13 protein-coding genes are annotated in these 13,405 nt (G+C 57.5%); 10 read left to right on the top strand and 3 right to left on the bottom strand.

Annotated elements, in window-relative coordinates; translation table 11 throughout:
- Positions 1-12 precede the first annotated feature (12 nt).
- From KRR23_RS02865 to KRR23_RS02835, 7 genes are all read left to right on the top strand, one after another.
- On the top strand, positions 13-1,140 hold the full coding sequence (locus KRR23_RS02865) for an acyl-CoA dehydrogenase family protein (protein WP_216741242.1): 1,128 nt from the start codon (positions 13-15) through the stop codon (positions 1,138-1,140).
- A gap of 44 nt (positions 1,141-1,184) precedes the next feature.
- On the top strand, positions 1,185-2,366 hold the full coding sequence (locus tag KRR23_RS02860) for an acyl-CoA dehydrogenase family protein (protein WP_081013737.1): 1,182 nt from the start codon (positions 1,185-1,187) through the stop codon (positions 2,364-2,366).
- A 6-nt stretch (positions 2,367-2,372) separates the two neighbouring features.
- Positions 2,373-3,575, top strand: coding sequence for an MFS transporter (locus tag KRR23_RS02855; RefSeq protein WP_216741241.1), 1,203 nt, complete (start codon positions 2,373-2,375; stop codon positions 3,573-3,575).
- On the top strand, positions 3,572-4,369 hold the full coding sequence (locus KRR23_RS02850) for an alpha/beta fold hydrolase (RefSeq protein WP_216741240.1): 798 nt from the start codon (positions 3,572-3,574) through the stop codon (positions 4,367-4,369). Before KRR23_RS02855 ends, KRR23_RS02850 begins: the two co-directional genes overlap by 4 nt.
- A gap of 42 nt (positions 4,370-4,411) precedes the next feature.
- A complete protein-coding gene (gene panB, locus KRR23_RS02845) occupies positions 4,412-5,236 on the top strand; it encodes a 3-methyl-2-oxobutanoate hydroxymethyltransferase (protein ID WP_216741239.1) in 825 nt (274 codons plus the stop codon).
- A 341-nt stretch (positions 5,237-5,577) separates the two neighbouring features.
- Positions 5,578-6,222 (top strand): MBL fold metallo-hydrolase, encoded by a 645-nt coding sequence (locus KRR23_RS02840; RefSeq protein ID WP_216741238.1) that lies wholly within the window; start codon positions 5,578-5,580, stop codon positions 6,220-6,222.
- Between the two features lie 116 nt (positions 6,223-6,338).
- Entirely contained in the window at positions 6,339-7,067 is a 729-nt protein-coding gene (locus KRR23_RS02835; protein WP_216741237.1) for an OmpA family protein, read from the top strand.
- A 183-nt stretch (positions 7,068-7,250) separates the two neighbouring features.
- Here the strand turns inward: KRR23_RS02835 and KRR23_RS02830 are convergent, their stop codons facing one another.
- Positions 7,251-7,688 carry a YhcB family protein gene (locus tag KRR23_RS02830; protein ID WP_054595689.1) on the bottom strand — a complete coding sequence of 146 codons (438 nt, stop codon included), beginning with the start codon at positions 7,686-7,688 and terminating at the stop codon, positions 7,251-7,253.
- A gap of 146 nt (positions 7,689-7,834) precedes the next feature.
- Here KRR23_RS02830 and KRR23_RS02825 point away from each other — a divergent pair, with 146 nt between their 5' ends.
- From KRR23_RS02825 to zapE, 3 genes are all read left to right on the top strand, one after another.
- On the top strand, positions 7,835-8,464 hold the full coding sequence (locus KRR23_RS02825) for an alpha/beta hydrolase (RefSeq protein ID WP_054595690.1): 630 nt from the start codon (positions 7,835-7,837) through the stop codon (positions 8,462-8,464).
- 24 nt (positions 8,465-8,488) lie between these two features.
- Positions 8,489-9,844, top strand: a complete 1,356-nt coding sequence (locus KRR23_RS02820) for a tryptophan--tRNA ligase (protein ID WP_216741236.1) — start codon at positions 8,489-8,491, stop codon at positions 9,842-9,844.
- A gap of 90 nt (positions 9,845-9,934) precedes the next feature.
- Positions 9,935-11,029 (top strand): cell division protein ZapE, encoded by a 1,095-nt coding sequence (gene zapE, locus KRR23_RS02815; protein ID WP_054595692.1) that lies wholly within the window; start codon positions 9,935-9,937, stop codon positions 11,027-11,029.
- A 50-nt stretch (positions 11,030-11,079) separates the two neighbouring features.
- Here zapE and KRR23_RS02810 read toward each other — a convergent pair whose 3' ends face one another.
- Entirely contained in the window at positions 11,080-12,075 is a 996-nt protein-coding gene (locus KRR23_RS02810; RefSeq protein ID WP_216741235.1) for an asparaginase, read from the bottom strand.
- 101 nt (positions 12,076-12,176) lie between these two features.
- Positions 12,177-13,397 carry a threonine/serine exporter family protein gene (locus KRR23_RS02805; protein ID WP_216741234.1) on the bottom strand — a complete coding sequence of 407 codons (1,221 nt, stop codon included), beginning with the start codon at positions 13,395-13,397 and terminating at the stop codon, positions 12,177-12,179.
- Positions 13,398-13,405 lie beyond the last annotated feature (8 nt).

Raw genomic sequence — 13,405 nt, 5'->3', positions numbered from 1 at the left:
AGAGGGCGAGTGATGCTGTTCGCAGACGAAGACAAGTTAGTTGAACAAACGGTGCAGGAAAGTTGCCTCCAGGGGCAGGCTTTGCTGCCCGAACTGGTAGGGAAAACCTTCCGCGAGCAATGGTTGTTGGTCGCGGCGACAGGGCTGCTGCGCACCTCCAATGGCACCGTGACAAACAAGCTCGCGAGGGTGGAAGGATTGGGCATGAGCGGTCTGAGTCCTGCCCTTTGCTATGCGCTGGCTTCACAGTTGTTCGGTATGCAATTGCCTATGCAGCCCTGGCTGAATGCCGAACAGCGCGAACAACTGGCAGGCCTGGAAACCGGAGAGACGCTGTTGTGTCACGCGCTGACTGAAGTGCAGGGCGGTAGTGATCCGAAGTCGATGGAAACCGTGGCTGAACGTCAGGCGGACGGTAGTTATCGGTTGACGGGCGAGAAGCGCTTCATTACCGCCGCCCCGGTAGCCGATCACGCGTTGGTGTTCGTTCGTACCGGCAAGGGCCGATCACCATTCGATTTATCAGTCGCATTGGTTGACCTGTCGGATGCGGGCGTGGTGCGCAGCGAGCCGCTGGACAAGACCGCGTTGCCCGGCGTACCGATGGGGGTGTTGACCTTTGACGGTGTGCGGTTGGAAGAGCACAGCCTGTTGGGCGGCGAGGGCGCGGGTTTCTCTGTCATGACCGCGACCACGACCTGGGAGCGAGCGCTGCTGATGGGTTATGCGCTGGGCCCCATGCGCAGGATGCTGGATCAGACGGTGGAATGGAGCCGGGAGCGAACTCACTTCGGTAGATCCATGAGCTCCAGTCACCTGGTGGCGGGGCATGTGGCCGACATGAGCATGTACCTTTACCGTTCGCGAAAACTGCTCTACGGCATTGCGCGGCGCATCGATGCCGGGGTGACGATTCGTCAATTGAGCGGTGAGGCCGCGATGGTAAAGATTTCGGTTTCTGAAGACTTTACGCGGCTGTCGCAGTTGGCAGCCCAGTTAGGTGGTGTGCGTTCTTACATCGCCGATTCCGGTCGGGCGATCGATCTCATCAGCCCATTGGCGTCAATGACCTATGCGGGGGCGAACGATCTGCTACGTATCAGCGTGGCGCGCCAGGCTGGTTTGCCAGTCGAGAACTGAGCGCTCGCTAGAGTTTTTGAATCATATACATAAGGTCAACGCATATGGCTTTGCCACATCAAATCGATGAAATTCTCACGTTGGTGGATCGCATCGGTACACGGCTGGTCGACTTGGCTCCGTTGGTAGATAACCAACAATCGGACAGTAGCGAGAGCTATCAACTGATCAAGGAGTCTGGTCTGTTGGGGTTGCTGATCCCTCGCGAGGCTGGGGGGGCGGGTCTAAATTATTTGGAATATAGCCAGGTTCTGGCGCGACTTGCTCAGTATGACGCGGCAACTGCGCTGGGATTCAATATGCACAATGTGGCGCTTGGCTCGTTATGTGAGTCGGCGGGGAAATCGCTGTCAGCGGCTGCGGATGCCTTTCGCTCCTGGGTATTTGATGAGGTGATATCGCACAACAAGATGTTTGCATCTGCGACGTCAGAGCTGGGTAGTGGTGCGCGGTTGCGAGGTATCCAGACACATTACCGCCCGCATGAAGGCGGCTTCCTGCTCAATGGCAACAAGTCTTTCGTGTCGTTGGCAGGCGCTGCGGACTATATCGTAGTAACGGCAAAGCCTGAGGGTAACGACAGCGACAGCGAAATCAGCCACTTCGTGGTCGGTCGCAATGACGAAGGTGTGCGTTACGGCCAAGTTTGGGACGGGTTTGCCATGAATGGTACCCAGACCGCCAGCATGACTTTTGAAAATGTGCTTTTGACCCGCCAGCGTTTGTTTCTGGCAGTCGAAGGGATGTCTTTATTCAAGCTGGTACGTGAGCCTCATTGGATGATTTCCGGTTATACCGGTGTTTATCTTGGGATTGCTACTGCGTTGCTGCAACACATCACCGAGGCCGTGCGTTCCACGCCTTCCCAACTCGAATCCAGCGCGATCCATCAGGAAGTCGGCAGGCTATCGGCTGAATTACAAGCGGGTCGAGCGTTGCTGAATGAGGCTGGCACACTCATCGTGCAACGGCGCGGAACGATAGAGGCGAATGCCGCTGTGCATGCTGCCAAGTACTTCATCGGTGAGCTTGCGCCGAAGATGGCAATGGCGGCGGTCAAGATTTGTGGTGCGAGCACATTGAATCGTAGCCGGCCGCTGGAACGATTCCTGCGCGAATCGTTCTTTTGCAGTGTTATGCCGGCCAAGCCAATGGACTGTCTGGAATACTTAGGCAAGGCCCAACTGGGGGTTAATCTGTTCGATGCACGACAGATTAACTGGTAGTGGCTCATGCGAATTCCAACCCAATTCAGACGCGCCGCCTGGCTCAGCACTTATCTGTTGTTGGTGGTAATGATGGTGGGCACGTTGCCGACGCCGTTGTATCCGCTCTATGCCACGCAATTAGGCTTGTCTCCATTTGTGGTGACGTTGGTATTCGCGTCCTACGCACTCGCCATCCTGTTCAAACTGATGGTGTTTGGTCGATTGTCTGATTTGTTGGGCAGACGAGCAGTGCTGGGGCTCGGGCTCGGGCTGACATTTGCCAGTCTGTTGAGTTTTTTACTCTGGCCCACGTTAGCCGGTTTGTTCGTTGGGCGAATATTGTCCGGGATGGCAGTAGGGTTGATGGTGGGGGCCACGACTGCCTATCTGAGCGAGTTACTGAGTAATCGGTCACTCGCGGCTCTGATCTCCAGCTTGAGCAACATGAGCGGTCTGGGGCTTGGGGCGTTACTGTCTGGCTGGGTGGCAGAGAGTGCCGCGCAGCCGCTCCATGCCAGTTATATCGCGCTGCTGTTCATGCTGTTGCCAGGTTTGCTGTTGCCATGGCTACCCGAAACAGTGATCCACGGAGGTACTCGCCCACCGTTGCGATTGCAGCGATTGAGGATACCGAGTGAGATGCGGCAAGCCTTTATGGCCGTGGCTATGTCGGTGTTGTGCGGCTTTAGCTTTCTTGGTTTGTTCGCCGCACTGGCAGGTCGTTTCCTCGCTGTTGGATTGCATCACAGTGGCCTTCTGTTGAGCGGAGGCATTGTCTTTTTGACTTTCTGCAGTGCTGCAATCGGCCAGTTGCTGGTGTTGCGATTGTCGCCCCGTCGAGTCGTTCCCGTTGGTGTCTGGCTGCTGCCCTTGGCTTTGGCCTGTGTCTGGCTGGCCTTTCATTTTGCATCCTTGTCCTTGTTCCTGGGGGGAGCGGTCTTGGGAGGGATGGGGGCGGGCATGGTGCTGCGCGCAGGTCTGGGACTGGTGACGATGTTGTCTCCTGCCGATCGTATTGCGGAGGTCAGTTCAGGCTTTTTCGTCGCGGCCTATTTGGGGTTGATTGTGCCCGTGGTCGGGGTGGGTTTGCTTTTGTCCGTATGGGATATGTCTTCAACCATTGGCCTGTTCGGCGGACTGGTGACGATATTGGTGATTTTCAGCAGCCGTGCGGTTTTGGGGCTTGGCCCGGCACCCGGTTTGTCTATCGCAGTAGGGGGTGAATGATGGCGACGATCTCGCTGAATGGCGGAGAAATTGATTATTTGCTGATCGACGGCGAGTCAGATCTTCCTCCGCTTGTACTGCTGCATGAGGGGCTCGGTTGCATTGCGATGTGGCGACGTTTCCCTTATCGACTGGCAGCAATGACCGGACGCCGAGTGCTCACTTATAGCCGCTATGGTTACGGTCACTCGTCTCGAGCGGATCTGCCACGTCGTTCCGACTATATGCACGTGGAGGCGCAGCAGGTATTGCCTGAACTGCTGGAAAAACTGCAGCTTCGCAATCCAGTGCTGGTGGGGCATAGCGATGGCGCGTCTATCGCGCTGCTCCATGCGAGCAAATTCCCTGTTGCGGGGCTGGTGCTGTTTGCTCCACATGTTTTCGTCGAATCCATCACCTTGAGCGGCATCGACGCCGCGCGAAATTCGTTCCTGGCCGGAAACCTGGAACGACAACTCGCTCTGTTTCATCCCGATCCCAAAGCAGTCTTCGAGGGGTGGAGCAGTGTCTGGAGGTCCGATCATTTTCTTGACTGGAATATTGAGCAATGCCTGGCCGATATCCGTTGCCCGGTCTTGTTGTTGCAGGGAGATCGGGACGAGTACGGAACGCTGGCGCAACTGAGCGCGATTCAACGCAAGGTACCCGCAGTGGTCACCGCGCATTACCTGATCGATTGCGGACACTCGCCGCATCTTGATCAGACCGCCCACACACTTGATCTGATAGTCGAATTCTTTGACCAGATGACGGGCGTATCGCCCAGAGCCGAATTGGCGTTTGCGTCGATTTAAGAGGTCCTTCCTTCAACGCTATTTTCGCGAGGAGCTAACTTCATGAGTACCGCAGTCAGTGAAACCCGCCGCCTAACCGTACCCGACATCAGGGCTTGCAAGGGCAAACGCAAGATCGTGTCGTTGACCGCGCACAATCGATCGCTCGCTGAAATCGTTGACGAATTTGTCGACGTTATCCTGATGGGGGATTCGACCGCGATGGTTGCCTACGGGCAGCCCAACACGCTGGATTTCACTTTGGATCAGACGATACAACACAGTCGCGCGGTAGTGCGTGCTACACGTCGCGCGTGCGTGGTGGCTGATCTGCCGTTCGCCTCCTACCAGGAGTCGCCGGCTCAGGCTTTCCGCAGTGCAGCGCGGTTGATGAAGGAAGCGAATATCGCAGCGGTAAAGTTGGAAGGCAGTGCGGTCATGGCGCCCACCGTGCAGTTTCTGGTGGAGCGAGGCATTCCAGTGATGGCGCATATCGGGTTGATGCCCCAGTTCGTCAACACCATGGGGGGGTTCAAAGCCCAAGGTATGGATGAGCAATCGGCAGACTCTATCTGTGAGGCAGCCATGGCGATGGAATCAGCAGGGGCCTTTTGCATCGTGCTGGAGGGGGTAGCAGAGCCGCTGGCCCGAGAGTTGACCGAGGTACTGCGCGTGCCGACGATCGGAATCGGGGCCTCGCCCGCGTGCGATGGCCAGGTGCTGGTGATCGAAGATATCCTGGGTCTTGGTGGTGAGTTCGTACCGCGTTTCGCTAAACGTTATGTCGATGCCCATGCTGTTATCCGCGATGCAGTGGGCCAGTACGCATCGGATGTCCGCAATGGCTGCTTTCCTGAACTCTCGCACTGCTTTGGAGTGAAACGCTGACATTAATACTGCTTGACTCGGAGTGCTTGGTAAGCGTCCGAGCTATACCCTCTTAAAACTCAGACCTTAAGGGGGTTGCGCGCAGACTGATAGAGGAAGTCTATGCACAAGCAGGGTCGCTTCAGCTTCGCTGCGGCTGACGAACACGTTGGCATCCATTTCCCGCTCGATCATGGTCGCCCGGGTTTTTGCTTCGAGCCGGGTATTGAATGTGTGTGTCTGTTGGGGTCAACCTTTACGTCTGATTTGGGCGTGCCTTTGGTGGGGGCCTTTCTTTCTAAACCTCACCATCGCTTTTCGCACTGTGCCAAAAATGTGCCCTTAACTTTTCAGGAACGCCCATGGACGCTGCCAAACCCGCTCTGATCCGCGAAACCTTTCCCGTTGGGCCGTTGCAGTGCAATTGCACGATCATCGGTGATCCGATCACCAAGAAGGCCATCGTTGTCGATCCGGGTGGCAATCATGAGTTGATTCTGGCGCGGCTCGAGGCGTTGGGGTTGAAGGTGGTGAGCATCATTCATACGCACGCACACCTGGATCACTTCCTGGCGTCGGGCCAGTTGAAAGAGAAAACCGGCGCGACGTTGCACCTGCATAAAGAGGATCAGTTCCTTTGGGACAATCTGGAGATGCAGTGCCAGATGTTCAGGGTGCCGTACACGCCGGTGCCATCGCCGGATCGTTGGTTGGCCGATGATGAAGAGCTGGCCTGCGGTTGTGGCGTGGCGTTGCACACGCCGGGTCATACACCGGGTTCCATGAGCTTTTGGTTTTCTGAGGCTAAGCTGCTGATTGCCGGTGACACGCTGTTTCGTCGCGGGGTAGGGCGTACGGACTTGTGGGGCGGTGATCAGGCGACCATCGTGCGTTCGATCAAGCAGCGTTTGTACACCCTCGATGAAGACGCGACGGTCATCACCGGGCATGGTCCCGAAACTCGTCTGGGCGATGAAATGCGTGAAAATCCTTTTGTGCGGGCCTGATTTTCCGGGCTGCGTAATGGCCTGATGGAATTTTTGCCTTAGGTCGTGTTCCAACGCCGGCAAGGGTCTATTGCCAACGTCCGTTGCACCACAGAATGTAAAAGTAGGAGCTCTCCATGTTCACCTCGAGTCGTTTGATTATTGTCGCTACTGCCGTGGCCATGCTGGCTGGCTGTGCCAACCAGAATCCGTATGACAATCAGGGGCAGGCCGACAGCGGCTCCACGGGCATGAGCAAAACCGCCAAGTACGGCGGCCTGGGTGCGCTGGCCGGTGCTTTGGCCGGTGCAGCCATCGACCACAACAACCGTGGCAAGGGCGCGCTGATTGGCGCCGCTGTTGTCGGTGCTTCCGCCGCCGGTTACGGTTACTACGCTGACCAGCAGGAAAAGAAACTGCGCGCCAGCATGGCCAACACCGGGGTTGAAGTGCAGCGTCAGGGCGATCAGATCAAGCTGATCATGCCGGGCAACATTACGTTCGGTACCGACTCGGCAAACATCGCTCCAAGCTTCTACCAGCCGCTGAACAACCTGGCCGGTTCGCTTAAAGAGTTCAATCAGAACCAGATTGAAATCGTCGGCTACACTGACAGCACCGGCAGCCGTCAGCACAACATGGACTTGTCCCAGCGTCGTGCTCAAAGCGTGGCAACTTACCTGACGTCGCAAGGTGTCGGCGGTGCCAACCTGTCGGCACGTGGTGCCGGTCCGGATAACCCGATTGCCAGCAATGGCGATGTAAATGGTCGGGCGCAGAACCGTCGTGTAGAGGTTAACCTCAAGGCGATTCCGGGTCAGCAGTATGGCCAACCTGCCCAGCAGCAAGGTCAGCAGTACCAGTAACAAAAAACCTGACTGAACCCCAGGTGTAAAAAGCCCGCCCGATTCTCAGCAGATCGGGTGGGCTTTTTTTTTGTCTGTTCTGACGCCTTCGCGAGCAGGCGCAGGAGTTATCAAGTCAGCAGCAACAAAAAAGCCCTCGGACATCACCTGTCCGAGGGCTTTTTTATGTCGCGTGAAACCGGGTTACTTCTTCAAGCCGTAATGCTCGTCGAGCATGCCTGGGGAGTTTGGCATTTTCGGCGCGTAATCGCGTGGCGGCTCCTGATTGCGTGGCGGCGTCAGGCGTTCCCGTGGTGCTTGCACGGCGGCCTCGGAGTGCAGGGCGGCCAGCAGGCGTTGGCGAGTCTGTTCGTCCAGGGCCAGGCGGTTGGCACCCTCGGCGAGGTGGTCTTGCACTTCCTGATAGCTCTGAGTGAGCTTCTTGACCAGCGTTGCGGTGCTGTTGAAGTGGGTGACCACTTCATTCTGATAGTTGTCAAAACGTTCCTGAATGTCATCCAGCTGACGTTGCGTGCTGCTAGGCGCGGCATTCGGCAGAAGGCGGGCGATCAGGAAACCAATGGCGACACCGGCAACCAGGGCAAGAGTCGGCAACAACCAAACTAAGAGCGAGTGTTCCACGAGTCCTTCCTCTATAAACGGCTTTGCTTTACGTTAACGGCTCGGACCTGCGCTGTATACCGCGACGAGATCGCAATCATGCCAGGCACAGACTTTTAGCTAGACGAGTCGACCCTTCGAGAGGTCACGGAGTTCCTTCCTTGCTTATGCGTGAAACCCCTGTATTGATTGATGGCCCGGTGGGCCAACTGGAAGCCTTGTACCTGGACTCCCCCGAGCCACGTGGCCTGGCGCTGATCTGTCACCCCAATCCGGTGCAGGGCGGCACCATGCTCAATAAAGTCGTTTCGACCTTGCAGCGCACGGCCCGCGACGCCGGTTTGATCACATTAAGATTTAATTACCGTGGCGTCGGCGCGAGCGCCGGCACGCATGACATGGGCACCGGCGAAGTCGATGACGCTCAAGCCGTGGCCGAATGGTTTCGCGCCAAACATCCTGGTTTGCCGATGACCCTGTTCGGTTTCTCGTTCGGTGGTTTCGTTGCGGCGAGCCTCGGCGGACGTCTGGAAGCCAAGGGCGAGCAGCTCAAGCACGTGTTCATGGTCGCGCCGGCGGTGATGCGTCTGGGCGATCAGGATCAGCTGCCGCAGCACGGCGAACTGACGTTGATCCAGCCAGAATCCGACGAAGTCATCGATCCGCAACTGGTTTACGATTGGTCTGACGCCCTCGATCGCCCCCATGAGCTGCTGAAAGTGGCAGAATGCGGACACTTTTTTCACGGCAAGCTGACCGATCTCAAGGATCTGATCCTGCCGCGCCTTTCGAATTGATTGCAGTCTGATAAGCGATTACCCATGACTACTCGTACGCGCATCCTCACCGGCATCACCACCACCGGCACCCCGCACCTGGGCAATTACGCCGGCGCGATCCGTCCGGCGATCCTCGCCAGCCGCGACAGCAATGCCGATTCGTTCTACTTCCTGGCCGACTACCACGCCCTGATCAAGTGCGATGACCCGCTGCGCATTCAGCGCTCGCGTCTGGAAATCGCCGCGACCTGGCTGGCCGGTGGTCTGGATGTGGATCGGGTAACGTTTTATCGCCAGTCCGACATCCCGGAAATCCCTGAGCTGACCTGGCTGCTGACTTGCGTCGCCGCCAAAGGCCTGCTGAACCGTGCGCACGCCTACAAGGCGTCGGTGGACAAGAACGTCGAAACCGGTGAAGACCCGGACGCCGGCATCACCATGGGCTTGTACAGCTACCCGGTGCTGATGGCCGCGGACATTCTGATGTTCAACGCGCACAAGGTCCCGGTCGGTCGCGATCAGATCCAGCACGTGGAAATGGCCCGCGACATCGGCCAGCGCTTCAACCACCTGTTTGGCCAGGGCAAGGAATTCTTCACCATGCCGGAGGCGCTGATCGAAGAAAGCGTCGCCACGCTGCCAGGCCTTGATGGCCGGAAGATGTCGAAAAGCTACGACAACACCATTCCGTTGTTCTCCAGCGCCAAAGAGATGAAGGACGCGATTTCGCGGATCGTCACCGACTCCCGTGCGCCGGGCGAAGCCAAAGATCCGGACAACTCGCACCTGTTCACGCTGTTCCAGGCATTCGCCACTCCGGCGCAGGCCGACGAGTTCCGCAGCGAACTGTTGCAGGGCCTGGGTTGGGGCGAGGCGAAGAATCGTCTGTTCCAGTTGCTCGACAACGAGCTGGGCGAGTCCCGCGAGCGTTACTACCAACTGATCGAACGCCCGGCAGACCTCGAAGACATTCTGCAGCACGGTGCCGCCAAGGCTCGCGCCGTGGCCACGCCGTTCCTCAACGAGCTGCGTGAAGCGGTCGGCCTGCGCTCTTTCGTCAAGCAGACGCAAGTGGCCGCCTCCACCAAGAAGAAAGCCGCGAAAGCCGCACGTTTCGTCAGCTTCCGTGAAGACGACGGCAGCTTCCGTTTCCGTCTGCTGGCTGCCGATGGCGAGCAACTGCTGCTGTCGCGCAACTTCGCTGACGGCAAAACCGCAGGCCAGGTGACCAAGCAACTGCAATCCGGCCAGGCGCTGGACGTTCGCAGTGAAGACCTGAGCTTCAGCGTCTGGCTCGAAGGCGAGTGCGTTGCCGACAGCCCGGCGTTTGCTGACAGCACTGCGCGGGATGTCGCCATCGACGCCTTGCGGGTTGCGCTGACGCCTGTTCAGGAATAATCAACGGCTCGGCCCGACCAAGGGCTGATTGCCATTCTCAAGGGTCGTCGCTACAGTGTCGGCCCGTTTTTGTTGCCTTGCTAACGAATTATGACGCCCCTAGAACGATATCAAGCTGATCTGAAACGCCCGGAATTCTTCCATGACGCCGCCCAGGAAACTGCCGTGCGCCATTTGCAGCGCCTGTACGACGATCTGGTCGCGGCCTCGCAGAACAAACCCGGCCTGCTCGGCAAACTGTTTGGCAAGAAAGACCAGGCGCCGGTCAAGGGCCTGTACTTCTGGGGCGGCGTAGGTCGCGGCAAGACTTACCTGGTCGACACCTTCTTTGAAGCGCTGCCGTTCAAGGAAAAGGTCCGCACTCACTTCCACCGCTTCATGAAGCGCGTGCACGAAGAGATGAAGACCCTCGGCGGCGAGAAAAACCCGCTGACCATCATTGCCAAGCGTTTCTCCGACGAAGCGCGGGTGATCTGTTTCGATGAGTTCTTCGTGTCCGACATCACCGACGCGATGATCCTCGGCACTTTGATGGAAGAGCTGTTCAAGAACGGCGTGACCCTGGTCGCGACTTCGAACATCGTGCCGGACGGTCTGTACAAGGACGGTCTGCAACGTGCGCGCTTCCTGCCGGCCATCGCGCTGATCAAGCAGAACACCGACATCGTCAACGTCGACAGTGGCGTCGACTACCGTCTGCGTCACCTTGAGCAAGCCGAGCTGTTTCACTCCCCACTCGACGAAGCGTCCCACGAGAGCCTGCGCAAAAGCTTCCGCGCACTCACGCCGGAATGCACTCAGGCCATCGAAAACGATGTGCTGATCATCGAGAACCGTGAGATCCGTGCCGTGCGTACGTGCGACGACGTGGCCTGGTTCGACTTCCGCGAACTGTGCGACGGCCCGCGTAGCCAGAACGACTACATCGAACTCGGCAAGATCTTCCACGCCGTGTTGCTCAGCGGTGTAGAGCAGATGAGCGTCACCACTGACGACATCGCCCGACGCTTTATCAACATGGTCGACGAGTTCTACGACCGTAACGTCAAGCTGATCATTTCCGCTGAAGTCGAGCTCAAAGACCTCTACACCGGCGGTCGCCTGAACTTCGAGTTCCAGCGCACCCTCAGCCGTCTGCTGGAAATGCAGTCCCACGAGTTCCTGGCGCGGGCGCACAAGCCGTAGGACGTTTCGAAAATAAAGAAGGGCCTGCATTGCAGGCCCTTTTTTATGCGTCAGTTTTGAAACCGGATGTCGTCGTTGAGATAGCGGGTCAGCTCATCTAGTCGCTGGCAGCCAACGAGCAGCCAAAGCAGGATTCTGGCTTTGCGCGGACAAAGAAATCCAGCCATCGCTGCGCCTTTACGGATCAGATCCATCTCGCTGCCGATGAAGCCGTAGGAGGATTGAGCGGTGGGGCCTGATCCGGTCCGGGTCGCAATGATGACCGGGATTTCTTTTGCGATTGCTTCGACGGCGTCAGCCCAGCGCTCTGAGACGTGTCCTGCGCCGAAACCAGCAATCACCAGCCCGTCGTAACCCAGTTCGAGGATGTTTTCCAACATCAAGGTGTCGGCAGACAGAGAAGCTTCCAGCATGGCAATCGTCTGTGTTGTCTGTTGTGGCAAGGGTAAAAGCTTCCGGTGGGACGACTGGCGTAGATAGCGGACGGTTCCCTCCAGGAGCATCCCTGTGGGACCCGCGACTGGGGAGGAAAACGCCTGCAACGCCAATGAATCGGTTTTGCGGACGACGCTCGCTTGGTGAATCTGGCCGTTCATTACCACTAGAACGCCTCGCTGACGGCTGTTTTCCGCCAGTGCGACTCGGCAAGCATCCAGCAGATTCGCCGGACCATCAGCCCCTGCTTGGGCTGCCGAACGCATGGCACCGGTCAGGACCAGTGGTTCGTCGTGGTCCCACAAGTAATCGAAAAATGTTGCGGTTTCTTCGAGGGTGTCCGTGCCCTGAGTGATGACAACGCCAATAGCGCCTTGCTCAACCTGGTATCTCGCCCAGGAAAGGACGCTCAGCAAGAGCTCGAAATCCAGTGAGGCACTTGGGAATAGGCCGAGTGTTTCAACGGTCACCCGGGCCAGTTCCTTCAGTTCCGGTACTGAGGCCAGCAGGGTTTCACCGTTGACGGTCGGGATAACACCTTCACCAGCATGCCTGGCTTGCATGCTCACGGTACCGCCGAGCGCCGCAATAGCCAGTTTGGGGAGGTTCATGTCATACCTCGTTCGATTGGATGTGATTAAAAAGGTGGCTGTACCCGGTCTTGAGCGACAGGACTTCGGTACAGCTGAATGGGAGAAGTGCGGCATGAAATTTATTGGGTTATGAGGAACCCGATTAGCGGAACAATCAGCAAGGTGCTGATGGCCATGGACAGGACATTCCCTATGTAGGGGTGCATATCAGCCGGTAACCTCTTGGCAATCACACACGCCAAAGGTGGCGCGATGAGTGCCCCTAGCAGCGCACTTGATCCTATTACCTGCCAACTGCCGCCATAGGTCAGAACCGCCGCCGGTACTACGGACACCAGCGGAATGTAGGTGGGATACCAGCCGCGCAATATCCATTGTCGACGCCAGATCACCACGCCTAAAGCTGACGTCAAAGCCTGCGCTCCGATCAGTTGTGGCAGTAAACCTGAGCCGTATACCGGACTCATGGGGTTCAAGGTGTAAGCCAGCAATGCACCCAGTAACAGCCCGAGGCTGGCCAGTTCATTACCAAAGAAGGGCGCTTCCGAAAAGTCTGCCAACACCCGGCGCAGGCTCCAGAAGATTCCGTAGTCGGGCGCCTTTGATCGGGCAGGTGTGGCCGCAGAATCGGATGACTCCTCAGATGGGGCGGATTGCTCGGACTTCACCAGACTCGGCACGTAACGACAGAGTAGAAAGGCAAAGACACTGGCGACGGCCATGCCCGTGACATTACCGATCACAGCTGGCAGGCCCAGTGGATTGCAGACGTAGTTAACGATTAGTAAACACATCGGGGTGACAAGAATGGCACCCATGATGGCTCCGTTGATCGTCACTTTCCAGCCACCGCCAAACATCAGCACCATCGCCGCTGGCAGTGAAACAAAGGCTGCGAACGTCGGTTGCCAATGGGTGGCCGTGACCGTCCAGCCCCACAGCAGGTTACTCAACAGCAGTCCAAGCAGCGAACTGGTGATCAGCCACGGCCATAGCCCGCTGCCATAGGAGATTGCAAAGCCTTGCCAGGATTTCCCCGTTCGATTGGCCCAGTAACCCAGATAGGCTCCCGCCAAGAGTCCAATAGAGGCGAACTCGTGTTTGTAGAATGCAACCTCGCTGATGTCTCCCAGTACCCAGCGCAACCAGGCACTCGGCTCGGGGAGGCTCGTCACCATGTGACTGTAGTCTGGCCAATGGGCTGACCAGGAAGAGCGGTTGGTGAGTGAAAGCCAGAAAATCAGCAGTGTCGTGCCGATCATGAGGAGGATGATCGCAGTATCAAACGGCGATCTGCCGACAAGTCGATTTAGCCGATGTTTTTCGGTTGTGGTGTCCATGAGTGATG

This window comes from Pseudomonas sp. CVAP#3 (assembly GCF_018986375.1).
Lineage (GTDB): Bacteria > Pseudomonadota > Gammaproteobacteria > Pseudomonadales > Pseudomonadaceae > Aquipseudomonas > Aquipseudomonas helvetica.
Note: the sequence above shows the minus strand (reverse complement) of the source record. Positions and strands in the feature narration are given on the sequence as shown.